Genomic DNA, 23,685 nt, shown 5'->3' with positions numbered 1-23,685 from the left:
CCGGACCCGGCGCCGGGGATCAGCGTGCGCCGAGGTCCTGCAACGCCTTGTCCGCGCCGCGGTGCAGCGGTACGGGGTCGGTCTTGCGGGCGTTGTCCAGGCTGATGCCCTTGGCGGCCGGGTTCGCCTGGGCCAGGGCGTCCTTCTTGTCGAACACCGTCCGGGTGATCGCGCAGGCCACGTTCGCGTTGAGGTCCTTGCGGACCAGCAGCACGTTCGGCACCACGATGGTCGGGGTGTCCGCGGCGGTCTTGTAGACGTCCGCGCCGATGGTCCCGGCCTGGTACGCCGGGTTGAGCTCGGTCATCTTGGGCAGCAGCGGGGTGATGTCGATGAACTTCACCTTGTCCCCGGCGGTGGTGAACAGGTCGGTCAGCCCGCCCGTGGGCACCCCGCCCGACCAGAACAGGCCGTCGACGCTGCCGTCCTTGACGCCCTCGACGCTCTTGGTCAGGTCGAGCCGCTGCGCCTGGACGTCCTTGGCCGCGTCGAGGCCGGCGGCCTCCAGCAGCCGGTTGGCGATGACCTCGGTGCCGGACTTCGGGGAGCCGGTGGAGATCTTCTTGCCCTTCATGTCGGCGACCGAGTTGATCCCCGAGTCGGCCCGGACGACGACCTGCGTGTAGTTGTCGTAGATCCGGGCGAGCGCCTCGACCGGCTGCGGGGCCGTGAAGCTGCCCTTACCCTGCACCGCGTTGACCGCCGTGTCGAACAGCGAGAAGGCGACGTCGTACTGCCCGCCGACGAGCTGTTCGATGTTCTGCACCGAGGCGCCGGTCTCGGCGGCGGTGCCGGTCAGCTTGCCCTCGGTCGCCCCGGAGAGCTGACCGGCCAGGGCGTTGCCGACCACGTAGTAGACCCCGGTGGCGTTGCCGGTGGCGATGCCGACGCGGGTGCTGTCGGTGACCTTGCAGGTGATCTCACTGGCGGCGTCGTCCTTGGTCGCGCCGTCCTGACGGCCTCCGCAGCCGGCGGTGCCCGCGGCGACGAGGGCCAGCGCGCCAACCCCCGCGGCGAGCCGCATGTTGATCCGTCTCACTGTTTTTCCTCCCCATGGTTCACCGTTGGTACTGCTGACGGCCCGCCGTTCCGGCCGGCGGATCCGCGTCTGACGAGCACGCCCGCCACCATGACGGCAGCCAGGGCGGCGCCGATCGCGACGGGCACGGGTTCGAGCCAGAGCAGCGTGAGCCCGGCGAGCGCGCCGACGATCCGCTCCGGCGCGCCGGCCGGGCCGACGCCGGGCAGCCAGCCGCCCGCCGCGACCGCGAGCACGGCGACGCTGAGGGCGGCGACCGTCGCGGCGACGGCTATCCGCTGCGGGCCCCCGATGCCGAGCAGCCCGAGGCCGGTCGGGGTGACCACGAAGGCGAGCGGGATGAGGTAGGCCGGCAGGGCGTACCGCAGGGTCTGCCACATGGTCGGCACCAGCCGGCCGCCGGTCACCGCGGCAGCGGCGACCGCGGCGAGCGCGGTCGGCGGGGACGCCTCGGACAGCACCGCGAAGTAGAAGACGAACATCGCCGCGGCGGGCGCGGTGACGCCCAGGTCCAGCAGGGCCGGGCCGATGATCACCCAGCCGATCACGAACGACGCGGTGACCGGCACGGCCAGCCCGAGGAGGGTGAGGGCGACGGCGGCGAGCAGCGCGGTGAGCGCCAGCACCACGGCCGGCTCCGAGCTGACGGCCTGGGCCCCGCTGACCAGCAGCGCCGCCGCCTGGGGGCCGAGGCCGGTCTTGGTGGTGGTGGCGGTGATGATGCCCGCGGCGGCGCAGACCGCGCTCACCGCGAGGACCCCGCGCACCCCGGCGCTGAGCGCGGCGAGCAGGCGGGGCGGGGTGAGCCGGTGCCGACGGTCGAGGAAGGACAGCACGGCGGCCAGGATGGTGGCCAGCACCACGGCCTTCGTCGCGGAGAAGCCGACGGCCAGCAGCCCGACGATCGCGAAGAGCGAGAGGAAGTGGTAGCCGAACCGGGCCAGCAGCCGGCCGGCGGAGGTCGTGTCGATGACCACCGGCCGCACGCCCGAGCGGCGGGCGTCGATCTCGACCGCGAGGAGGATGCCGAGGTAGTAGAGCACCGTCGGGACGGTCGCCCAGCCGAGCACCTGAAGGTACGACACGCCGAGGTACTCGGCGATGATGAAGGCTGCCGCGCCGAGGGTGGGCGGGGAGAGGATCGCCCCGACGCCGGCCGCGGCGAGCATGCCGCCCGCCCGCTCCGGCGGGTAGCCGGCGCGGCGCAGCACGGGCCAGGTGACCGCGCCGATGCTGACGGTCGTCGCCGCGCCGGAGCCGGAGACGGTGCCGAGCAGGAACCCGGAGGCGACGGCGGTGCGCCCGGCGGCCGTGCGCGAGCGCCGGAAGGCGGCGGCGGAGAGCTCCACGAAGAACCGGCCGGCCCCGGAGAGGTCCAGCACCGCGCCGTAGATGGTGAACAGCACGATGTACGTCGCCGCGACGTCGAGCGGGGTGCCGTAGAAGCCGCTGTCGGAGTTGTAGAGGCCGTCGACGATCTGCCCGAAGTCGAGGCCGGCGTGGGCCACCGGCCAGGACTGGGGCAGCAGCCCGCCGTAGTAGCCGTAGCCGAGGAAGACCACGCAGACGGCCGGCAGGATCCAGCCGGTGGTGCGCCGGCACGCCTCCAGCAGCAGGAGCAGCAGGACGGTGCCCATCGCCACGTCCATGCCGACGAGCAGGCCCTGCCGGTCGAGGAAGGCGTCGTACCCGCCGCCGCCGTCGCCCAGGTCGACGGGCAGCACCGGGTAGAGGCAGCTGACCAGCGCCGCGCCGGCCAGGATCCAGTCCGGCAGGGTGGGGCGCCGGCGCCCGGGGCGCTCCGCCGGAACCGCGTCGTCCGGCCCGGTCGCGCCGGTGCGGCGCAGCCGCCGGGGCAGGCGCAGATCCGCCGGGTACGCCAGGAAGACCATCGGCAGGATGCCGGCCAGGAAGATGACCAGGTAGAACTTGCTCCCCTGCGGCAGCGGGTAGAACACCTGCCAGAGGGCGAGCAGCGCGATCGCCAACGTCGTTCCGGTGACCAGCACGCCGATCGGCCCGGAGAGTTCCCGTCCGGGCTTTTCGTCCTCGAACTGCGCGGCGAGTTCCCGTGGATCGGGCGCGGCACCGTCCGGATCGGACCGATTGTCGGTCTCGGGCGGCAACGGGACCGGACCGCCATCCGGGGTGGACTCGGGGCCCACGGTGGACGGCTGCGGGGCGGGTTCGCCGGAGGAACGCACTGGTGGCACGAGGGGGCACGATACGCGAATTAGATACCGGGCGGAACATTGCTGATCATGATTGCAGCCAGTAATTAATTGGGACTCGCGATTACGCAGAGAGACTGTAATTGGGTCCGGATATGCGGAAGGATGCGCGCCCTGATTGGTAAGAATGCGGCAAGCCGGGAGCGGGTCGTATCCGATGCGTCCACTCTGGTCCGGTAGCAACGCGTTTCCGTCCCGCCCTCGCGTGGCCGTCGCCGTGCCGTCGGCACCGCACCAGGCCATGACGCAGGGTAGTTTTCGTCGCTCTCCGTTGCCGGATGGGCCCTGACCAGGGCGCCTGTACCCCTACCGCCCCGGCCCCTATCACCCGGCGACGGACCCGCCCGGACCCGGTGGGGTGTCGGAACCGCTCGGTGGGAGGTGTCGGATCCGGAGGTTAGGGTCGGGCGATGACCACGGCTCCACCACTCATCCAGGCGCGGGCGCTGGTGAAGCGGTTCGGCGACTTCACCGCCGTCGACGGCATCGACGTCGCGGTGCGGGCCGGCGAGGCGTTCGGCTTCCTCGGGCCCAATGGCGCCGGCAAGTCCTCCACCATGCGGATGATCGGCTGCACCTCCCCGCCCAGCGGCGGCGAGCTGCGCATCCTCGGCATGGATCCGGTGCGCGACGGGCCGGCGATCCGGGCCCGCCTCGGCGTCTGCCCGCAGCTCGACAACCTGGATCCCGAGCTGACCGTCCAGGAGAACCTGACCACCTACGCGCGCTACTTCGGCATCTCCCGCCGGGTGGCCCGGGCGCGCGCCGCCGAGCTGCTCGACTTCGTCCAGCTCACCGAGCGGGCCGACAGCAGGGTGGAGCCGCTCTCCGGCGGCATGAAGCGGCGGCTGACCATCGCCCGCGCGCTGGTCAACGAGCCCGAGATCGTCCTGCTCGACGAGCCGACGACCGGCCTCGACCCGCAGGCCCGGCACCTGGTGTGGGAGCGGCTGTTCCGGCTCAAGCAGCAGGGCGTCACGTTGGTCCTCACCACGCACTACATGGACGAGGCGGAGCAGCTCTGCGACCGCCTGGTCGTCATGGACGGCGGGCGGATCGTCGCCGAGGGCTCGCCCCGGGCGCTGATCGACCGGCACTCCACCCGGGAGGTCGTCGAGCTGCGGTTCGCCGCCGAGTCCCAGGAGGCGTTCGCTGGCAAGCTCGACGGGCTGGGGGAGCGGGTCGAGGTGCTGCCCGACCGGATCCTGCTCTACGTGCCCGACGGCGACGCGGCCGTCGCCGAGGTCGGCGAGCGGGGGCTGCACCCGGCCAACGTGCTGGTCCGGCGCAGCAGCCTGGAGGACGTCTTCCTCCACCTCACCGGCCGCACCCTGGTCGACTGACAGGGCGTCCGGTCGCTCGTCGTCGGTGGTTTGCGATCCGGTGCCGGTCGTCCGGCGCGACCGGGTGGGTGCGGCGGGCCGGCCGTTACGTAGCATCGGCGGGCCGGCGCCACGTCGACCGCCCGGCGACGCACACGGGGGTGTCATGTCGGAGTTGGAGTTCCAGTCCCGCCGCCAGGCCGGGCTCGCCGCGCTCTACCTGGGCGTCTTCGCGACGATCTGGTTCAGCGTGCCGGCCGCCGAGCAGCCGCTGCGCGCCCTGCTGGTGGTCGCGAGCGGCGCGGCCCTGGTCACGGCGGTGATCGGCGCCGTCGTCGTGGCCCGCAGCCGGGGAGCAGGGGGCGTCACCCACGACCCTGCCGCCGACCGCCGCTACCTCCTGATCGTCCTGGCCGAGTTCGCCGCCGCCGGGCTCGGCGCCGTCGTGCTCGCCCTCGTCGGCTGGTCGGAGTTCATCCCGGTGCTGGTCGGCGCCGTCGTGGGGCTGCACTTCTTCCCCCTCGTCCCGGTGCTGCGCGACCCGCTGCTGTGGCCGCTCGGGGTGGCGGTGTGCGCCGTCGCCGTGGCCGGGCTGGTCACCGCGCTCGTCTCGGCGGTGCCGGCGGGGCTCGTCGTCGGCACCGGCACCGGGCTGCTGCTGCTCGCCTACGCGGTGCAGGCGCTGCTGCGCGCGGCCCGTAAGCGCTGACGGGGCGACGGAGTCGCCGGCCTGTCGTACCCGCGAGGTAGGAAGGCCGTGGTGGACGCGGAGCGAGACGGGGGTGGTCGCGTGAGCGTGGCGCAGTCGGCGCGGGAACGCGCGCGCCCGAGGTTGCCGCGGGTGCCGGCGCTCGCGGTGCTGGCGCACCACCTCGTCGGCTACCGGCGCACCTGGCGGGCGGGGATCTTCTCGTCGTTCCTGTTGCCGGTGCTGACCGTCCTCGGCTTCGGCGTCGGCGTCGGCTCCTACATCGACCAGGGCATCGACGGGGTGAGCTACCTCGACTGGATCGTGCCCGGCCTGATCGCGTCGACCGCGTTGCAGACGGCCGTCAGCGAGTCGACGTGGCCCGTGTTCGGTAACTTCCAGTGGGTCAGGACCTATTTCGCGCAGAGCGCGGCGCCGCTGCGGGTGGGCGACATCCTCGGCGGGCACCTGGCCTTCGTGGTGTTCCGGGTGGTCACCACCGTCGCGGCGTTCCTGCTGGTGACGGCCCTGTTCGGGGCGCTGAGCTCTCCGTGGGCGCTCGCCGCGCTGCCGGCGACGGCGCTGCTCGGGCTGGCGGTCGCCGCGCCGACCTTCGCGTACGCGTCGGTGGTCTCCGTCGACAGTTGGCTCGCGATGCTGCTCCGCTTCGCGGTGATCCCGATGACGCTCTTCGCCGGCGTGTTCTTCCCCGTCGAGTCGCTGCCCCTGGCGCTGCGCTGGCTGGCGTACGCGACCCCGCTCTGGCACGGCGTCGACCTGTGCCGGGCGGCGGCGCTCGGCGTCGCTCCGCAGTGGTCGGTCGCCGGTCACCTGCTCTACCTCGCGGCCTGGGCGGTCGGCGGCTGGCTGCTGGCCCGGCGCGCGTTCCGTCGCAGGCTGGTCGTCTAGGAGGAGTCGCAGTGGTCGCTCTCGTCCTGCCCCGGCTGGCCGCCGCGTCCCGCCGGTCGGTCTCCGTGGCCGAGCGCAACGTCGCGGCCCTGAAGGCCGTCTACTGGCTGCTGCTCGTCTCCGGGTTCGTGGAGCCGCTGCTCTACCTGCTCTCCATCGGCGTCGGGGTCGGCGCGCTGGTCGGCGACCTCACGCTGCCCGGCGGCGAGGTCGTCACCTACGCGGCGTTCGTCGCGCCGGCCATGCTCGCGTCGTCGGCCATGTCCGGCGCGCTGTCGGAGACGACCTTCAACTTCTTCGGCAAGATGAAGCAGATGAAGCTGTACGACGGGGTGATCGCCACCCCGGTGCAGCCGTTCGAGATCGCGCTGGGGGAGCTGCTCTGGGCGATGCTGCGCGGCAGCGCTTACTCGGCCGCCTTCCTGGTGGTGATGGTGGTGATGGAGTTGACCACCGCGGCGCGGGCGCTGGTCGCCTTCCCGGCGGCCGTGCTGGTCGGCTTCGCCTTCGGCGCGCTGGGCATGGCGATCACCACCTTCATGCGCAGCTGGCACGACTTCGACCTGATGTCGGCGGCCCAGTTCACCCTCTTCCTCTTCTCCGGCACGTTCGTCCCCGCCGAGGCCTACCCGGCCGCGCTGCGCTGGGCGGTGGAGGTGACGCCGCTCTACCGCGCGGTGCACCTCATCCGCGGCGTCTCGGTGGGCGCGGCCGGCTGGGAGTGGGTGCTCGACGTGCTCTACCTGGTCGCGGCAATGGTCCTGGGGCTGCTGGTCGCCTCGCGCCGGATGGGCAGGTTGCTCTACGGCTAGTGGTTAACGGTGGCCGCTGCCTGGGCATGTCGAGGGGGACTGACACCGACCACGAGGAGGGGCGATGGCCTCCGACGAGTCCTCCACCCGCAGCGGACGCGACCGCGACGATTCCGGGGCGGCCGGCCGGGTGGGCGACCGCCGGACGGGCCGCGCGGACCGGGGATCCGACCCCGTTCGTGCCGAGCGGCACCGCCCGGGTCGCGGCCCGGTCGGGCCCGACGAGGGTCCCGACAGCCCGACCGGGCTGCCGGGCGCCGGTTGGAAGGCCGCGCTGCGCCGCACGGTGCGGGAGTTCCAGGACGACAGCCTGACCGACTGGGCGGCGGCGCTGACGTACTACGGGGTGCTCTCCATCTTCCCCGGCCTGCTGGTGCTGGTCTCGATCCTCGGCCTGCTCGGCCCACGGGCCACGGAGGGCGTCAAGGAGACGGTCAACGACGTCGTCCCGCAGGACAGCATCCGGCAGATCGTCGAGGGGGCGATCGACCAGGCGCAGCAGAGCGGCGGCTTCGCCGGCTTCGCCGCGATCCTCGGTCTGCTCGCCGCGTTCTGGTCGGCGTCGGGTTACGTCGCCGCGTTCATGCGCGCCTCCAACACCATCTACGACGTGCCGGAGGGGCGGCCGATCTGGAAGACGCTGCCGATCCGCGTCGGGGTGACCGCGGTGATCGGCGTGATGCTGCTGGCCAGCGCGGTGATCGTGGTCTTCACCGGCGGCCTCGCCGAGCAGGTCGGGGAGGCGATCGGGCTGGGCTCCACGGCGGTGACCGTGTGGAACATCGCCAAGTGGCCGGTGCTGCTGCTCCTGGTGAGCCTGATGTTCGCGATCCTCTACTGGGCGTCGCCGAACGCGCGGCACGGCGGCTTCCGCTGGGTCAGCCCCGGAGGCGTGCTGGCGGTGGTCATCTGGTTGGTGATCTCGGGCCTGTTCGCGCTCTACGTCAGCAACTTCGGCTCGTACAACAAGACGTACGGGGCGCTCGCCGGTGTGATCGTCTTCCTGATCTGGCTGTGGCTGAGCAACATCGCGATCCTCCTCGGCGCGGAGTTCGACGCCGAGCTGGAGCGCAGCCGCGCCATCGAGGCGGGCCACTCCCCGGACGAGGAGCCGTACGTCGAGCTGCGCGACGACCGCAAGCTCAAGAAGAAGCGCAACGCCGCCAACCGCAGCTGACCGCGCGTCGCCCGTCCGCACCCGCCGCCGCCCCGCCACCGTCCCCGGTGGCGGGGCGGCGGCGTGCTCCCGCCAGCTCCGGGGCTCCGCGCTTTTCCTGATCCTTCCGATGCTTTTGTTTGATCGGACAAAAGTTCGCGTCAAATCGGCCGAAGCTCTGGACACGTGACACGGAACACTCCTACTGTGTCGGCACGACACCTCGGCATCGCGTCGATGTGAACGAGCCCGCGAAGAGGTGAGTCCGGTGCGGACGGTCGACCCCCTGCACGTACGGCTGCTGCGGCTGCTCCGTGACGAGGGCGCGGTGTCCCGGGCCGAGCTGGGCGACCGGTTGCAGATGCCCCGTCCCCGGCTGCTGGCGGAGCTGGAACGGCTCGTCGCCCTCGGCTACGTCGCCGAGGCGGGGCTGGCGGCCTCCCGGGGCGGTCGCCGTTCCACCCTGGTCGAGCTGAGCCCGCGCCTGCGCTTCGCCGCCGTCGACCTCGGCGCCAGCTCCATCGACGTCGAGGTGGTCAACGGCCGGCTGGAGCCGGTCGCCGCGTACGCCGAGGCGGCCGACATCCGCACCGGCCCGAAGGTGATCCTCCAGCGGGTCAACGAGCTGCTGCACAAGGCCCGGGTGGACGGCGCCTACGAGCGGCTCGACGCCGTCGGCATCGGGGTGCCCGGCCCGGTCAGCTTCCGCGACGGCGTGCCGGTCTCCCCGCCGATCATGCCCGGGTGGGACCGGTTCCCGGTGCGCGAGCTGCTCACCCGCGAGCACGGCTGCCCGGCGGTGGTCGACAACGACGTCAACATCATGGCCATCGGGGAGCGGCACGGCGGGGTCGCCCACTCCGTGGACGACTTCCTCTTCGTGAAGATCGGCACCGGAATAGGGTGCGGGATCTACCTCAGCGGCGAGGTCTACCGGGGCACCGACGGCTGCGCCGGGGACATCGGCCACATCCAGGTCGACGCGCAGGGCCCGATGTGTTCCTGCGGCAACATCGGCTGCCTGGAGGCCCTGTTCAGCGGGGCCGCGCTGGCCAAGGACGCGACCGCCGCCGCGCGCAGCGGGGTGTCGCCGGCGCTGGCCGAACGGCTCGCCGCACGCGGCGCGGTGACCGCGCTGGACGTCGCCGGGGGCGCCGTCGAGGGGGACGTGACGTGCATCCAGCTGATCCGCGACGGGGGTCGGCGGGTGGGTGGGGTCCTGGCCGGGCTGGTCAGCTTCACCAATCCGTCGATGATCGTGATCGGCGGCGGGCTCGCCCAGCTCGGGCACATCCTCCTCGCCGAGATCCGCAGCGTCGTCTACCGCCGGTCGCTGCCGCTGGCCACCGGCAACCTGCCCGTCGTCCTGTCCGAGCTGGGCCCGCGCGCCGGCGTCGCCGGTGCCGCCGTGCTGGCCAGCGACGTGGCCTTCGCGGAGGCATCATGAGTGAGCAACTGGTCGAGTCGCCCGCCGACGCCGTCGCGGGCGAGGTGGTGCTGCGCCTCACCGACGTGGTCAAGACCTTCCCGGGCGTACGGGCCCTGGACGGGGTGCAGCTGGAGGTGCGCGCCGGCGAGGTGCACTGCCTGCTCGGGCAGAACGGCGCCGGCAAGTCCACCCTGATCAAGGTGCTGGCCGGGGTGCACCGGCCCGACTCGGGGCTCGTCGAGTGGCGGGGCGAGCCGACCACCTTCGCCAACCCGCAGGCCGCCATGCGCGCCGGCATCGCCACCATCTACCAGGAACTCGACCTGGTCGAGGACCTCTCGGTCGCGGAGAACGCCTTCCTCGGCCACGAGCCGCGCCGGCTCGGCTTCGTCCGGCGGGGCGCCATGGCCCGGCACACCCGGCAGATCCTCGGCCGGCTCGGCCACGCCGAGATCCCGCCCGGGCGGATGGTGCGCGCGTTGCCCGCCGCCGGCAAGCAGATCGTCAGCATGGCCCGCGCGCTCTCCCACGAGGCACGGCTGATCATCATGGACGAGCCGAGCGCCGTGCTGGCCCACGACGAGGTGGGCAACCTGTTCCGGATCATCCGGGAGCTGACCGCACAGGGCATCGCCGTCATCTACATCTCGCACCGGCTGGAGGAGATCCGCGAGATCGGCGACCGGGTCACCGTACTCAAGGACGGCCGGACCACCGCGGCGAACCTGTCGGCCCGCGACACCCCGACCCGCGACCTGGTCAGCCGCATGACCGGCCGCACCATCGAGTACGTCTTCCCGGACCGCCCGGCCGGCGCGGCGGGGGGCGCGGAGCTGCTCACGGTCGAGGGGCTGACCCGGGCCGGCGAGTTCGCCGACGTCTCGCTCGGCGTCCGGGCCGGCGAGATCGTCGGCATCGCCGGGCTGGTCGGCTCGGGTCGTTCCGAGCTGCTGGAGACCATCTACGGCGCGCGCCGTGCCGATGCCGGCTCGGTGCGGATGGCCGGCCGGGCGCTGCGCCCCGGCAGCGTCGGCGCGGCGGTGCGGGCCGGGATGGGGATGGCCCCCGAGGAGCGCAAGAGCCAGGCGCTGCTGCTGGGCGAGCCGATCTACCGCAACGTGACCCTGGCGACCTTCGCCCGCTACGCCCGCGCCGGGTTCACCGACGTCGGCCGGGAGCGGGACGAGGCGGACCGGATCGCCGAGAGCCTGGAGCTGCGCCCCCGCGACGTACGCCGGCCGGTGCGCACCCTCTCCGGCGGCAACCAGCAGAAGGTGGTGGTCGGCCGCTGGCTGCTCGGCGACACCCGGCTGCTGCTGCTCGACGAGCCGACCCGGGGCGTCGACGTCGGCGCCCGGGCGGAGCTCTACCAGGTGATCCGGGGGCTGGCCGCGCGCGGCGTCGGGGTGCTGCTGGTCTCCAGCGAGGTCCCCGAGGTGCTCGGCCTGGCAGACCGGGTGCTGGTGATGCGGGAGGGGCGGGTCGTCCACGAGGCCCCGGCCCGCGAACTCGACGAGAACACCGTGCTCGACCTCGTCATGGCGGGGTCCCTGATGGAAGGCGCACCGGCATGACCGAGGGTCCTACTCCCACCGTGGCGCCCCAGCGGGCGGCGCAGCTGCCGGCGCAGTCGCCGCCGGTGGACCCGGCGCAGACCGGGGCGGCCGTCGACAAGGTGGCGGCACCGGGCCGGATCTCCTGGTGGCGGGGGGACGGCGGCGAGGGCGCCCGCCGCAACCTCGGCCTGATCGGGGTGCTGGCCGTGCTCGTCGTGATCGGCGCCCTCACCCGCTCCGACCTCTACTCCAACCCCGACTGGGTGTGGGACAACGTCCTGAGCATCCTCAAGCTGGCGGCCGTGGTCGGCGTGGTCACCGTCGGCATGACCTTCGTGATCATCGGCGGCGGCATCGACCTCTCCGTCGGTGCGATCGTCGCGCTGGCCGGCGTCTGGTGCACCACGGTGGCCACCCAGAGCTACGGCGCCGGCGGCATGATCTTCAGCGCGCTCACCGTCGGGCTGGCGGTCGGCCTGGTCAACGGGCTGCTCATCTCGTACGGCCGGCTGGTGCCGTTCATCGCGACCCTCGCCATGCTGGTGGCGGCCCGGGGCCTGGCCGCCGAGATCTCCGACAAGCAGACCCAGGTGTCGGACAACGGCTTCATCAACGGCCTCGCCAGCAACAGCCTGCTGGGCATCCCGCTGCTGGTCTACATCCTCGCCGCCGTGGTGGCCGCCGGCTGGGTGCTGCTCAACCGCACCACCTTCGGCCGGCGTACGGTCGCCGTCGGCGGCAACCCGGAGGCCGCCCGGCTCGCCGGCATCAACGTCCGGCGGCACACCGTGCTGCTCTACGCGCTCTCCGGGCTCTGCTGCGGGATCGCCGCCATCATGCTCACCGCCCAGGCCAACTCGGCACAGGCGGCGATGGCGAACCTCTACGAGCTGGACGCGATCGCCGCCGCGATCATCGGCGGCACGCTGCTCAGCGGCGGGCGGGGCACCATCATCGGCTCCCTGCTCGGCGTGGTCATCTTCGCCACCATCACCAACCTCTTCGCCATCAACGGCCTCTCCACGGAGGCCCAGAACATGGTCAAGGGCGGCATCATCGTCGCAGCCGTCCTGGTCCAGCAGGTCCAGTTCCGCAGCCTCACCCAGTTCCTGAGCCGCAACCGGCTCACCACCACCTGACCCGCACCGCACCGACCGCGCGGCATCCGGGCCACCTGAGCGAGGGTGGCCGGGCACCGCACGCGCTCTTCCGTCCCGCACCGCGAGATTTCCTCCACCACCGTCAACCCAGGAGGTCGTCATGACCCAGCACAGTCGCGACATGTCGCGCCGCCGGCTGCTCTTCGGCGGGGCCGCCGTCGGCGCCGGCGTGCTGCTCGCCGGCTGCACCAGCAACGAGACCAAGCCGACCGAGGCGCAGACCAAGGCGGCGGCCGCGCCGGGCGGCAACAACGAGCCCGGCAAGCGGGTCGTCATCGGCTTCTCCGCGCCGGCCGCCGACCACGGCTGGATCGCCGCCATCACCAACAACGCCAAGGCGCAGGCCGGGGCGTACTCCGACGTGGAGTTCAAGTCGGTCGAGGCCGGCGCGGACGCGGCGGCCCAGCGGGCGGCGCTGTCCACGCTGATCTCGCAGAAGCCGGACGTGATCGTGCTGCTGCCGCACGACGGCAAGGAGCTCAACGCGTTCGGGCTGGAGGCGATGAAGGCCGGCGTCCCGGTGGTCAACCTGGACCGGGCGTTCCCCGACGCGCGGGCCTACCGGCTCCAGATCAAGGGCGACAACTACGGCATGGGCGTGGCCGCCGCCACCTACATGATCGAGCAGTTCAAGGCCAAGGGCGTCAGCAACCCGGTGATCGGCGAGATCGCCGGCATGGACGAGCTGGAGCTGACCCAGGAGCGGTCGAAGGGCTTCGTCGACACCCTGACGGCGAGCGGCTTCAAGGTCGCCAACCGCCGGGCGGCCCGGTTCACGGCCGACTCGGGGCAGCAGGAGGCGGCGCAGCTGCTCCAGGCCCTGCCGAAGATCGACGCGCTCTGGAACCACGACGACGACCAGGGCATCGGCGTGCTGGCCGCGGTCAACCAGAGCGGCCGCAAGGAGTTCTTCATGGTCGGGGGCGCCGGCTCGAAGAAGGCGATGGAGGACATCCAGGCGGACAACACGGTGCTGAAGGCGACGGTGACCTACAGCCCCTCGATGGCCTCCTCGGCCATCTCCCTGGCCCGGCTGATCGGCCAGGGCAAGGGCATGTCCGACCTGGTGGAACTCCAGGTGCCCAAGGAGATCATCCTCGCCTCCGAGACGATCACCAAGGAGAACGCGGGCAGCTACCTCAAGCTCGGGTTCTGATACACGGGGGGAGACCCACCTTGTCCACGACAGACAGAGAACTGCGGGTCGGCATGGTCGGCTACGCGTTCATGGGCGCCGCGCACTCGCAGGCGTGGCGCACCGTGAACCGGGTGTTCGACCTGCCGGCGCGGGCCCGGATGTCGCTGATCTGCGGCCGGGACGCCGGGAAGGTGGCCGACGCCGCCGACCGGCTCGGCTGGGACGCGCACACGACCGACTGGCGCGACCTGATCGCCCGGGACGACATCGACGTGGTCGACGTCTGCACGCCCGGGGACAGCCACGCCGAGATCGCCCTCGCCGCGCTGGCCGCCGGCAAGCACGTGCTGTGCGAGAAGCCGTTGGCCAACACGGTCTCCGAGGCCCGGGCGATGGCCGCCGCGGCGGTCACCGCGCAGGCCGCCGGGGTGCGGTCGATGTGCGGGTTCAACTACCGGCGGGTGCCGGCGGTCGCGATGATGCGCCAGCTCGTCGCCGACGGGCGGCTCGGGGTGATCCGGCACGTCCGGGCGACGTACCTGCAGGACTGGATCGTGGACCCGCAGTTCCCCCTGGTGTGGCGGTTGCAGCGGGACAAGGCCGGCTCCGGCGCGCTCGGCGACATCGGCGCGCACATCATCGACCTGACCCAGTACGTCACCGGCCGGCGGATCACCGGGGTCAGCGCGGTCACCGAGACGTTCGTCAAGGAGCGGCCGCTGCCGGCCGGGTCGAGCGGGCTGGCGGCGACGGTGGACGGGGCGGCGGCCGACGGCAACGGCGCCGACGGCCACCGCCCGGCCACCGGGGCGGTCACCGTCGACGACGCGGCGGTCTTCGTGGCCCGCCTCGACGGCGGCGTGCTGGCGACGTACGAGGCGAGCCGCTTCGCCACGGGACGCAAGAACGCCCTCCGGGTGGAGATCAACGGCTCGCTGGGCACGGTGGCCTTCGACCTGGAGCGCCTCAACGAGTTGGAGTTCTACGACGCGACGCGACCCGCCGCCGAGCAGGGTTTCAGCCGCATCCTGGTGACCGAGGGGGAGCACCCGTACATGTCCGCGTGGTGGCCGCCCGGCCACCTCATCGGATACGAGCACTCCTTCACCCACCAGGCGCGGGACTTCGTCGAGGCGGTCGCCACCGGAGTCGACCCGGCGCCCTCCTTCGTCGACGGGTTGCAGGTCCAGCTGGTGCTGGACGCGGTGACCCGGTCGGCGGAGCTCGGCTCCTCGTGGACCGAGGTGGAGCCGGCCCTGGCCACGGTCGCCGCCTGAGCCGACTCCGGCGCCGACCGGCGAGGGACCGGCCGCGGTTGCGCCCCGCGGCCGGGACGAGGTCGGAGCCGGAGGACGTGCGGCCGGGCCGGCGTGGCCCGGTGACGCACGAGCAGAACGGTCGTCCGGTGCGGCCGGACCGGGATTCCCCGGTCGCACCGGAGGACCGTCACCACCCGGCGACCGTTGCCGGGGCCGTGTCACCCCCACGACGTCCGGTCGGCGCGCGCCGTCGTCCCGACCGGCGGATGCGGGGGAGGCAGGGACGGGACGCCGACCGGCCCTGCCTGCCAGCCCCGTCCGTCCGTGTCCGCGCCGGGAACCGGACCGGGGTCGTCGCCGCCGACGTCGACACCGGACCGGTGGGCTCCTCCCGGGGCGGCCGGCGGACGGGGCCCATCCGCATAGATGCGTATCTTTCTGAACAAACTTCTGATATCTATATACCTCAATGCACGGCTGGTTCCTCCTGATCGGGAAGGAGCACCATGCGTACGGGTGTCTGGCTGGTGGGAGCACGCGGCTCGGTCGCGACCACCAGCATCGTGGGGGCGCTCGCCCTGCGGTCCGGGCTCACCGGCCCGACCGGCTGCGTCACCGAGCTGCCCGACCTGCGCGGGCCCGCCCTGCCGGCCTTCACCGACCTGTTCCTCGGCGGGCACGACGTCGTCACCACTCCGCTGGCGAAGCGGGCCGAGACCCTGGCCGCCGCCGGCGTGCTGCCCGGCCGGCTGGTCGCCACCCTCCCCGACGAGCTGGCCGCCGTCGAACGCGAGCTGCGTCCGGCCCCCGCCGGCGGCACCCAGGCGGACCGGGCCGCCGCGACCGTACGCGACCTCACCGACTTCCGCCGCCGGCACGGGCTGGACCGGGTGGTGGTGGTCAACGTCTCGGCCACCGAACCCGCCGCCCGCCCGCACCCGGGCCACGCCGACCCGGGCGCGCTGGCCGCCGCGCTCGCCGGCCCCGACGAGGTGCTGCCACCCAGCTCCCTCTACGCGTACGCGGCGGTGCGGGCGGGCTGCCCGTACGTCGACTTCACCCCGTCCACCGGGCTGCGGCTGCCGGCCCTGGTGGCGCTGGCCGCCGAGCGCGGGATCCCGTACGCCGGGCACGACGGCAAGACGGGGGAGACGCTGGTCAAGTCGGTGCTCGCGCCGATGTTCGCGATGCGGCACCTGGCGGTGCGCTCCTGGTCCGGGGTCAACCTGCTCGGCGGCGGTGACGGCGCCACCCTCGCCGACCCGGCGGCCAACGCGGCCAAGGTGGAGAGCAAGCAGCGCGTGCTCGGCGAGACCCTCGGCCACCTGCCGCAGGGCGGCACCCGCATCGAGTACGTCGAGGCGCTGGGCGACTTCAAGACCGCCTGGGACCTGATCACGTTCGCCGGGTTCCTCGGCACCGGGATGCGGATGGAGTTCACCTGGCACGGCTGCGACTCCGCCCTGGCCGCGCCCCTCGTGCTCGACCTGGCCCGACTCACCGCCGCCGCGCACGCCGCCGGCCACGCCGGCCCCCTGACCGACCTCGCCTTCTTCTTCAAGGACCCGCTCGGCACGCCCACCCACTCGCTGGCCGACCAGTGGACCCGACTGTGCGGCTTCGCCCACCGACTGCACGCGGGAGGCACCGATGCCGCGCCTCGCTGACCTCGCCGAACTGGTCCGGGCGCCGGCCGCGCTCTCGGTGCCCGGGGACGTCGTCGCCGGGGCGGCAGCCGCCGGCACGCTCGGGCGGCGTACGCCCGCGCTGGCCGCCGCGTCCGTCCTGCTCTACTGGGCGGGGATGGCCGCCAACGACTGGGCCGACCGCCGGCTGGACGCCGTCGAACGCCCCGAGCGGCCCATCCCCAGCGGCCGGGTGGCCCCCGGGGCCGCGCTCGGCCTCGCCGCCGGGCTCACCGCCGCCGGGGTCGCGCTGGCCACCGCCGCCGGGGGCCGGCGCGCCGCGACGGTCGCGGTCCCGCTCGCCGCCGCCGTCTGGGGGTACGACCTGGCGGCGAAGTCGACGGCCGCCGGGCCGGCCGTGATGGCCGCCTGCCGAGGGCTGGACGTGCTGCTCGGTGCGACGGGTGGACGGGCGCTGCGGGCGGTGCCGGCGGCGGTCACCGTGGCCGCGCACACGTGGACGGTCACCGCGCTCTCCCGCCGCGAGGTCACCGGCGCCGACGCCGCGCTGCCGCTGCGTACCCTCGCCGGCACCGCCCTGGTCGCGGCGGGCGCCGTCGTCCGACCCCGCCCCGACCGGGCCGCGCTGCCGGCGCTGCTGGCCGGCTGGTACGCGGCCCGCTACGGCGCGGCCCAGGCCCGGGCGGTAGCCGACCCCCGCGCCGGCCGGGTGCGGGCGGCGGTGGGAGCCGGCATCACCGGGCTGCCCGCGTTGCAGGGCGCCCTCACCGCACGCGCCGGGGCCGGGCTGCTGGGGCTGGCGGTGGCGGCGGCCGCGCCGCTCGGCGGCCGGCTCGCCCGAAGGATCTCCCCGACATGACCGCCCCGACCCGCCCCGCCCCGACCCGCCCCGCGCCGGGCCCCCGGGGCACGGTGGTGGCCGGCGCGGCCGACGGCGGGCTCCGGTTCGGCTACGGCACCAACGGGTTCGCCAACCACCGGCTGACCGACGCGCTCGCCGTCGTCGCCGACCTGGGCTACCAGGGCGTCGCGCTCACCCTGGACCACGACCACCTCGACCCGTTCGCGCCCGCGCTGGCCCGCCGGGTGGCCGCCGTGGCCCGCCGGCTCGCGGCGCTCGACCTCGCCGTGGTCGTCGAGACCGGCGCCCGTTACCTGCTCGACCCGTGGCACAAGCACGCCCCGACGCTGCTGCACGACGACCCGGCGCGGCGCGTCGAGTTCCTGCGCCGGGCCGTGCGGATCGGCGCCGACCTGGGCGCGGAGGCCGTCTCCCTCTGGTCCGGCGTACGCCCCGACGCTGTCGCACAGGAGACCGCCTGGGACCGGCTGGTCGCCGGCTGCGCGACGGTGGTCGACGCCGCCGAGGCGGCCGGCACGACGCTCGGCTTCGAGCCGGAGCCGGGCATGCTGGTCGAGGACATCGCCGGCTGGCGCCGGCTGCGCGGCGCGCTCGGCGATCCGGACCGCTTCGGCATCACCCTCGACATCGGGCACTGCCGCTGCCTGGAGCCGCGGCCGGTCCCCGAGTGCGTACGCGAGGTCGGCGCGTACCTGGTCAACGTGCAGATCGACGACATGCGCCGGGGCGTGCACGAGCACCTGGAGTTCGGCGCGGGGGAGATCGACTTCCCGCCCGTGCTGCGGGCCCTGGGCGACGCCGGCTACCGGGGCCTGGTCGCCGTGGAGCTGCCCCGGCACTCGCACGCCGCCCCCGCCGTCGCGGCCCGCTCGCTCGACTTCCTGCGCGCCGCCGCGAAGGAGGCGGCACGCCAGCAACGGTGACGGGGCCACGTCGGCAGCACGAGGGAGGAGACGGGATGACACCGGATTCACTGCGGGCCGCGCTGCGGGGCGTACCCGAACCCGACTGGCTCGACACGGCGCTGCGGCGGGTGGCGGCCGAACCGGCGACGATCGAGCGGTTCTTCCCTGCCGCCGGGCGGCGCTGCGGCCGGGCACCGCTGCCCGGGGCACCCGGCTGGAGCGCCGACGAGGCGGCCCGGGCCCTGCTGCTGGCCGCGCTGCCGACCGACCACGCGACCCACGCCGAGACCCGCTACCGGCAGGGCGACGCCGCCGAGAAGCGGGCCGTGCTCAAGGCGCTGCCGCTGCTGCCGGTCGGTGCGGCCGGGACGCCACTGCTGCACGACGCGATCCGCACCAACGACACCCGGCTGCTGGCCGCCGCCCTCGGCCCGTACGCCCGGCACCTCGACCCGGACGCCTGGCGGCAGGCGGTGCTCAAGTGCGTCTTCACCGGCGTGCCGCTGGCCGTGGTGCACGACCTCGACGCCCGCGCCGACGGCGAACTCGCCGCGATGCTCGCGTCGCTGGCCGCCGAGCGGCAGGCCGCCGGGCGCGCCATGCCGGCGGACGCGACCGACCTGCTCACCCGGCTGCGCGAAATCCAGGAGGCCTGATGCGCATCTTCGACCCGCACATCCACATGACCTCGCGGACCACCGACGACTACGAGCGGATGGCCGCCGCCGGGGTCCGGGCGGTGGTGGAGCCGGCGTTCTGGCTCGGCCAGCCCCGCACCAGCCCCGCCTCCTTCGCCGACTACTTCGACTCGCTGGTCGGCTGGGAGCCGTTCCGGGCCGGGCAGTTCGGGATCCGCCACCACGCCACGGTCGCGCTGAACCCGAAGGAGGCCAACGACCCGCGCTGCCGCCCGGTGCTCGACCTGCTGCCGCGCTATCTCGACAAGGACGCCGTGGTGGCGGTCGGCGAGATCGGCTACGACTCGATGACGCCGGAGGAGGACGAGGCGTTCGCCGCCCAACTCGCCCTGGCCGTGGCCCACGACCTGCCGGCCCTGGTGCACACCCCGCACCGGGACAAGGCGCGGGGCGTCGAACGCAGCCTCGCCGTGGTCGCCGAGTCCGGCGTCGAGCCGGGCCGGGTGGTGCTCGACCACCTCAACGAGGTGACGGTGGGGCTGGTCCGGGACACCGGCTGCTGGCTGGGCTTCTCCATCTATCCCGACACCAAGATGTCGCCGCCGCGCATGGTGGAGCTGCTGCGGGCGTACGGGACGGAGCGGGTGCTGGTCAACTCGGCGGCCGACTGGGGGCGCTCGGATCCGCTGCTCACCCGGGCCACCGGGGAGGCGATGCTGCTGGCCGGCTTCACCGACGACGACGTGGACCGGGTGCTGTGGCGCAACCCGGTCGAGTTCTACGGCCGGTCCGGTCGGCTCGACCTGACGGACCTGGAGCACGCCGCCGACCCGCCGATCGGCACCTGGGCGGGCAACTCGATCCTGCGCGGCGGCAGCTGATGCGGCTGCGGCACGCCGGCGGCGACCCCGTCCACCTCGGCTACTGCACCAACGTGCACCCCGCCGAGGACCTCGCCGGCATCCTGCGCCAGCTGGACACCCACGCCGTGCCCGTACGCGAGGCGCTCGGTGCCGACCTGCTCGGCCTCGGGCTGTGGCTGGCCGCCCCGGTCGCCGCCGAGCTGGCCGCCGACCCGGCCGCCCGTCGCCGGCTGCGGGCCGCGCTGACCGCCCGGGGGCTGGAGGTGGTCACGCTCAACGGCTTCCCGTACGCGGCCTTCCAGGCGCCCGTGGTCAAGGGCGACGTCTACCACCCGGACTGGACGACAGGCGGGCGGCTCGCGTACACCCTGGATCTGGCGCGGGTGCTCGCCGACCTGCTGCCCGACGACGCGGCCCGGGGCTCGGTCTCCACCCTGCCGTTGGCCTGGCGGCGGCCCTGGGACGCCGCCCGCGTGGACGCCGCCCGCCACCGGCTCGACCAGCTCGCGGCCGGTCTCGCGGCCGTCGAGCGGGCGACCGGCCGGAGCGTGCGGGTCGGGTTCGAGCCGGAGCCGGGCTGCGTGGTGGAGAGCACCGGGCAGGCCGTCGCGGCCCTGGCCGGCGTGGACACCGACCGGCTCGGCGTCTGCCTGGACCTCGCCCACCTCGCCTGCGCCTGGGAGGCGCCGGCCGAGGCGCTGGGCCGGCTGCGCACGGCCGGGCTGCCGGTGGTGAAGGTGCAGGTCTCGGCCGCCATCGAGGCGCCCGCCGAGGCGACGCCGGCGCTGCGACGCTGGGTGGAGCCGCGCTTCCTGCACCAGACCCGGGCGGCAGGCTGCGCGGGGGCGGCCGACCCTGCCGACCCCGCCCACGCCGCCGACGACCTGGACGCCGCCCTGGCCGCGCGGCTGCCCGGCCCGTGGCGGGTGCACTACCACGTGCCGCTGCACGCCCCGCCCGAGCCGCCGCTGGGCTCGACCCTGCCGGTGCTGCGCGCCGCGCTGGCCACGCTCTACGCCGGGCCGGAGGCGGGCTGCGACCACCTCGACGTCGAGACGTACACCTGGGGGGTGCTGCCGGCCGCGCGGCGCCCGCGCACCGACGCGGAGCTGGCCGCCGGCATCGCCGCGGAGCTGGCCTTCGCCCGCGCCGAGCTGCTCGCCCTGGGCCTGGCGCCGGCGGGCCGGGCGGCCCCGGCGACGGCGGAGGTACGGCGATGAGCGGGCGTCAGCGAGTGAACCGTCGACACGGCGCGGGGGTGCCGGCATGAGTCGGCGGCTGGTGGTGCTGGACGTGGTGGGGCTGACCCCGCGCCTGCTGGCGCACATGCCCCGGCTGCGCGCGGTCGCCGACGCCGGCTTCCGCGCGGAGCTGGGCACCGTGCTGCCCGCGCTGACCTGCCCGGTGCAGTCGACGTTCCTCACCGGGGAGCTCCCGGCCGGGCACGGGATCGTCGGCAACGGCTGGTACTTCCGGGACCTCGGCGAGGTGCTGCTCTGGCGCCAGCACCACGCCCTGGTCGGCGGCGAGAAGCTGTGGCAGGCGGCCCGCCGGGTCGAGCCGGGCTTCACTGTGGCCAACGTCTGCTGGTGGTACGCGATGGGCGCCGACGTGGACTGGACGGTCACCCCTCGCCCCGTCTACCGGGCGGACGGGCGCAAGGAGCCGGACTGCTACACCGACCCGCCGGAGTTGCACGACGCCCTCACCGACCGGCTCGGCACCTTCCCGCTGTTCAGCTACTGGGGGCCGGGCGCGGGGCTGGCGTCGTCGGCGTGGATCTGCCGGGCCGCCGAGCGGATCCTCGCCGACCACGCGCCGGACCTGACCCTGGTCTACGTCCCGCACCTCGACTACGACCTGCAACGCTTTGGCCCGTCGTCGCCCCGGGCCGCCGCGGCGGCGGCCGAGCTGGACGGGGTGCTCGGGCCGCTGCTGGACGCCGCCCGCGCCCGGGACGCGACCGTGGTGGTGCTCTCCGAGTACGGCATCACCGACGTCTCCCGGCCGGTCGACGTCAACCGGCTGCTGCGCGCCGAGGGGCTGCTGCGGGTGCACACCCAGGCCGGCATGGAGTACCTCGACCCGTGGACCTCGCGGGCCTTCGCGGTGGCCGACCACCAGGTGGCGCACGTCCACGTCCGCGACCCGGCCGACGTGCCGGCGGTGGCGGCGCTCTGCGCGGGGCTGCCCGGGGTGGCCGAGGTGCTCGACGCCGACGGCCGGGCCGCGCACGGGCTGGACCACCCGCGCGCCGGGGAGCTGGTGCTCGTCGCCGAGCCGGACGCCTGGTTCACCTACTACTACTGGCTCGACGACGCCCGCGCGCCCGACTTCGCCCGGCTGGTGGACATTCATCGCAAGCCGGGTTACGACCCGGCGGAGCTGTTTCTCGACCCGGCCGCACCGTTGGCGGCGAAGCGGCGGGCCGCCGTGGCGCTGGCGCGCAAGAAGCTCGGGATGCGCTACCTGATGAGCGTGGTGGGGCTGGACGCCGGCGCCCGGGCGGTGCGCGGGTCGCACGGCCGGCTCCCGGCCGATCCGGCGGACGGGCCGGTGCTGCTCTGCTCCGATCCGTCCGCCGCGCGGGACCGGGTCGCCGCGACCGAGGTCAAGGCACTCCTGCTGGAGCTGGCGGGGCTGGCACCGGCGTCGGCCGGGTCGCCCACCCCGGCGTCGGCGGGACCGTCCGGGGAGGAGGCGTGACCGCCGTCGTCGCCCCGACCGACACGAGCGGGCTGCGGGCGCGGTTCGACGCCGCGCTCGCCGCCTTCCTCGACCGGCAGGGCCGGGACTGGCCGGACGGCGCGCCCCGGGGCGTCTTCACCGCGCTGCACCGGTTCGTGCTGGCCGGCGGCAAGCGGCTGCGCCCGCTCTTCTGCTACTGGGGATGGCGGGGCGCGGGTGGCCCCGACGGCGCCCCGATCGTGACGGCCGCCGCCGCGTTGGAGCTGTTCCACGCGTTCGCGCTGATCCACGATGACATCCTGGACGGCAGCGACCGCCGCCGGGGCGGGCCGTCGGTGCACCGGCTCTTCGCCGACCTGCACGCCCGCTCGTCCTGGCGCGGCGACCCCGAGGCGTACGGGCGCAACACCGCGCTGCTCTGCGGCGACCTCTGCGCCGCCTGGTCCGACCAGATGTTCCACGAGTGCGGCCTGGACGCGGGGCGGGTGCACCGGGGGTACGCGGTCTACGCGCTGATGCGCACCGAGGTGATCGCGGGGGAGTACCTGGACCTGGTCTCCGGGGTGGGCGACGGGTCGGTGGCGAGCGCGCTGACCGTCGTCCGGATGAAGGCGGCCCGCTACACGGTCACCCGGCCGTTGCAGATCGGGGCGACGCTGGCCGGGGCCGGGCCGGAGCTGCTGGCCGCGCTGGCCGAGTTCGGCGACCCGCTGGGCGACGCGTTCCAACTGCGCGACGACGTGCTGGGGGTCTTCGGCGACCCGACGGTCACCGGCAAGTCGATCCTGGACGACCTGCGGGAGGGCAAGCCGACGGTGATGATGGCGCTGGCCCGGGGCGCCGCCGACCGGGCGCAGGCCGCGCGGCTGCGGGAGCTGTTCGGCAACCCGGCGCTCGACAGTGACGGCGCCGGCGAGCTGCGGAAGATCATCGAGGGCACCGGGGCTCGCGAGCGGATCGAGGAGATGATCCGGGTACGCGCGGAGGCCGCCCTGGCGGCCCTGGGGTCCACCCCGGTGACCGCCGAGGCCCGTGCCGCCCTGACCGCCCTCGCCGCCCAGGCCGTCGACCGTCCCCATTGAGTCGAGGCTCCGGCAGGCGGCGACTTTTGACGGGATCGACGAAAGTTGGTGCCGAATCGGCGGAAGGTATGGACACATCGATGTCCGCCATTTAATGTCGGGCCATCACGAATCTGTTTCGTCGAGGTGAACCGGCGGCGCGGGAACCCATCGACTGGTGACCTCCGATCGATGGGGTCCACTCCATCCCTCGCAGGTCGCGGCTGGCCGGGCACGGCACCCCGGCGGGCCGACCGCATCCCCCGCTACGGCATCCGGCGCGACGGCGCGCGCCCGCCCTGGCAGTCACTCGTCAGGAAGGG

Annotated in this window: 20 protein-coding genes; 18 read left to right on the top strand and 2 right to left on the bottom strand. The window is 74.1% G+C overall.

Translation table 11 applies throughout. The features are described 5' to 3' along the window. Positions 1-19: 19 nt before the first annotated feature. Together ACLQ20_RS17030 and ACLQ20_RS17025 are read right to left on the bottom strand one after the other, a co-directional pair. Positions 20-1,039 (bottom strand): TAXI family TRAP transporter solute-binding subunit, encoded by a 1,020-nt coding sequence (locus ACLQ20_RS17030; protein WP_151456933.1) that lies wholly within the window; start codon positions 1,037-1,039, stop codon positions 20-22. Next, complete coding sequence (locus tag ACLQ20_RS17025) at positions 1,036-3,252, bottom strand: TRAP transporter permease (protein WP_425856389.1); 2,217 nt, start codon at positions 3,250-3,252, stop codon at positions 1,036-1,038. The genes ACLQ20_RS17030 and ACLQ20_RS17025 overlap by 4 nt, the downstream gene beginning before the upstream one ends. Positions 3,253-3,680: 428 nt before the next feature. Between ACLQ20_RS17025 and ACLQ20_RS17020 the strand changes: the two genes are divergently transcribed. From ACLQ20_RS17020 to ACLQ20_RS16935, 18 genes are all read left to right on the top strand, one after another. Then, entirely contained in the window at positions 3,681-4,613 is a 933-nt protein-coding gene (locus ACLQ20_RS17020; protein ID WP_425856387.1) for an ABC transporter ATP-binding protein, read from the top strand. A gap of 145 nt (positions 4,614-4,758) precedes the next feature. Next, complete coding sequence (locus ACLQ20_RS17015; protein ID WP_425856384.1) at positions 4,759-5,301, top strand: hypothetical protein; 543 nt, start codon at positions 4,759-4,761, stop codon at positions 5,299-5,301. A gap of 87 nt (positions 5,302-5,388) precedes the next feature. After that, entirely contained in the window at positions 5,389-6,189 is an 801-nt protein-coding gene (locus tag ACLQ20_RS17010; protein WP_358116738.1) for an ABC transporter permease, read from the top strand. Positions 6,190-6,200: 11 nt separating this feature from the next. Further along, positions 6,201-7,001, top strand: a complete 801-nt coding sequence (locus ACLQ20_RS17005) for an ABC transporter permease (protein ID WP_327029299.1) — start codon at positions 6,201-6,203, stop codon at positions 6,999-7,001. 64 nt (positions 7,002-7,065) lie between these two features. Beyond that, positions 7,066-8,178: a YihY/virulence factor BrkB family protein gene (locus ACLQ20_RS17000; protein ID WP_151456165.1), complete on the top strand. Its 1,113-nt coding sequence runs from the start codon at positions 7,066-7,068 to the stop codon at positions 8,176-8,178. Between the two features lie 247 nt (positions 8,179-8,425). Beyond that, the gene (locus ACLQ20_RS16995) at positions 8,426-9,604 is read left to right on the top strand and encodes an ROK family protein (RefSeq protein ID WP_151456164.1); all 1,179 of its coding nucleotides are present in this window, start codon (positions 8,426-8,428) and stop codon (positions 9,602-9,604) included. Further along, positions 9,601-11,160, top strand: coding sequence for a sugar ABC transporter ATP-binding protein (locus tag ACLQ20_RS16990; protein WP_425856380.1), 1,560 nt, complete (start codon positions 9,601-9,603; stop codon positions 11,158-11,160). Before ACLQ20_RS16995 ends, ACLQ20_RS16990 begins: the two co-directional genes overlap by 4 nt. After that, complete coding sequence (locus ACLQ20_RS16985; RefSeq protein WP_425856377.1) at positions 11,157-12,281, top strand: ABC transporter permease; 1,125 nt, start codon at positions 11,157-11,159, stop codon at positions 12,279-12,281. The genes ACLQ20_RS16990 and ACLQ20_RS16985 overlap by 4 nt, the downstream gene beginning before the upstream one ends. Positions 12,282-12,402: 121 nt before the next feature. Next, positions 12,403-13,458, top strand: a complete 1,056-nt coding sequence (locus ACLQ20_RS16980; protein ID WP_151456162.1) for a substrate-binding domain-containing protein — start codon at positions 12,403-12,405, stop codon at positions 13,456-13,458. A 53-nt stretch (positions 13,459-13,511) separates the two neighbouring features. Further along, positions 13,512-14,717: a Gfo/Idh/MocA family protein gene (locus ACLQ20_RS16975; RefSeq protein WP_425856445.1), complete on the top strand. Its 1,206-nt coding sequence runs from the start codon at positions 13,512-13,514 to the stop codon at positions 14,715-14,717. Positions 14,718-15,205: 488 nt separating this feature from the next. Beyond that, positions 15,206-16,366 (top strand): inositol-3-phosphate synthase, encoded by a 1,161-nt coding sequence (locus ACLQ20_RS16970; protein WP_425856374.1) that lies wholly within the window; start codon positions 15,206-15,208, stop codon positions 16,364-16,366. Continuing rightward, a complete protein-coding gene (locus ACLQ20_RS16965; RefSeq protein WP_425856371.1) occupies positions 16,350-17,204 on the top strand; it encodes an SCO3242 family prenyltransferase in 855 nt (284 codons plus the stop codon). Before ACLQ20_RS16970 ends, ACLQ20_RS16965 begins: the two co-directional genes overlap by 17 nt. Continuing rightward, positions 17,201-18,130: a sugar phosphate isomerase/epimerase family protein gene (locus ACLQ20_RS16960; protein ID WP_425856369.1), complete on the top strand. Its 930-nt coding sequence runs from the start codon at positions 17,201-17,203 to the stop codon at positions 18,128-18,130. The genes ACLQ20_RS16965 and ACLQ20_RS16960 overlap by 4 nt, the downstream gene beginning before the upstream one ends. Positions 18,131-18,165: 35 nt before the next feature. After that, the gene (locus ACLQ20_RS16955) at positions 18,166-18,768 is read left to right on the top strand and encodes an EboA domain-containing protein (protein ID WP_425856366.1); all 603 of its coding nucleotides are present in this window, start codon (positions 18,166-18,168) and stop codon (positions 18,766-18,768) included. After that, positions 18,768-19,631, top strand: a complete 864-nt coding sequence (locus ACLQ20_RS16950) for a TatD family hydrolase (RefSeq protein ID WP_425856363.1) — start codon at positions 18,768-18,770, stop codon at positions 19,629-19,631. Before ACLQ20_RS16955 ends, ACLQ20_RS16950 begins: the two co-directional genes overlap by 1 nt. Next, positions 19,631-20,833, top strand: a complete 1,203-nt coding sequence (eboE, locus tag ACLQ20_RS16945; protein ID WP_425856361.1) for a metabolite traffic protein EboE — start codon at positions 19,631-19,633, stop codon at positions 20,831-20,833. Before ACLQ20_RS16950 ends, eboE begins: the two co-directional genes overlap by 1 nt. Positions 20,834-20,879: 46 nt before the next feature. After that, positions 20,880-22,319 carry an alkaline phosphatase family protein gene (locus ACLQ20_RS16940; RefSeq protein ID WP_327029293.1) on the top strand — a complete coding sequence of 480 codons (1,440 nt, stop codon included), beginning with the start codon at positions 20,880-20,882 and terminating at the stop codon, positions 22,317-22,319. Next, positions 22,316-23,383: a polyprenyl synthetase family protein gene (locus tag ACLQ20_RS16935; protein ID WP_151455400.1), complete on the top strand. Its 1,068-nt coding sequence runs from the start codon at positions 22,316-22,318 to the stop codon at positions 23,381-23,383. Before ACLQ20_RS16940 ends, ACLQ20_RS16935 begins: the two co-directional genes overlap by 4 nt. Positions 23,384-23,685 lie beyond the last annotated feature (302 nt).

The organism is Micromonospora sp. DT46 (assembly GCF_049841735.1).
Lineage (GTDB): Bacteria > Actinomycetota > Actinomycetes > Mycobacteriales > Micromonosporaceae > Micromonospora > Micromonospora reichwaldensis.
This window is presented reverse-complemented; position numbering and strand designations above follow the sequence as displayed.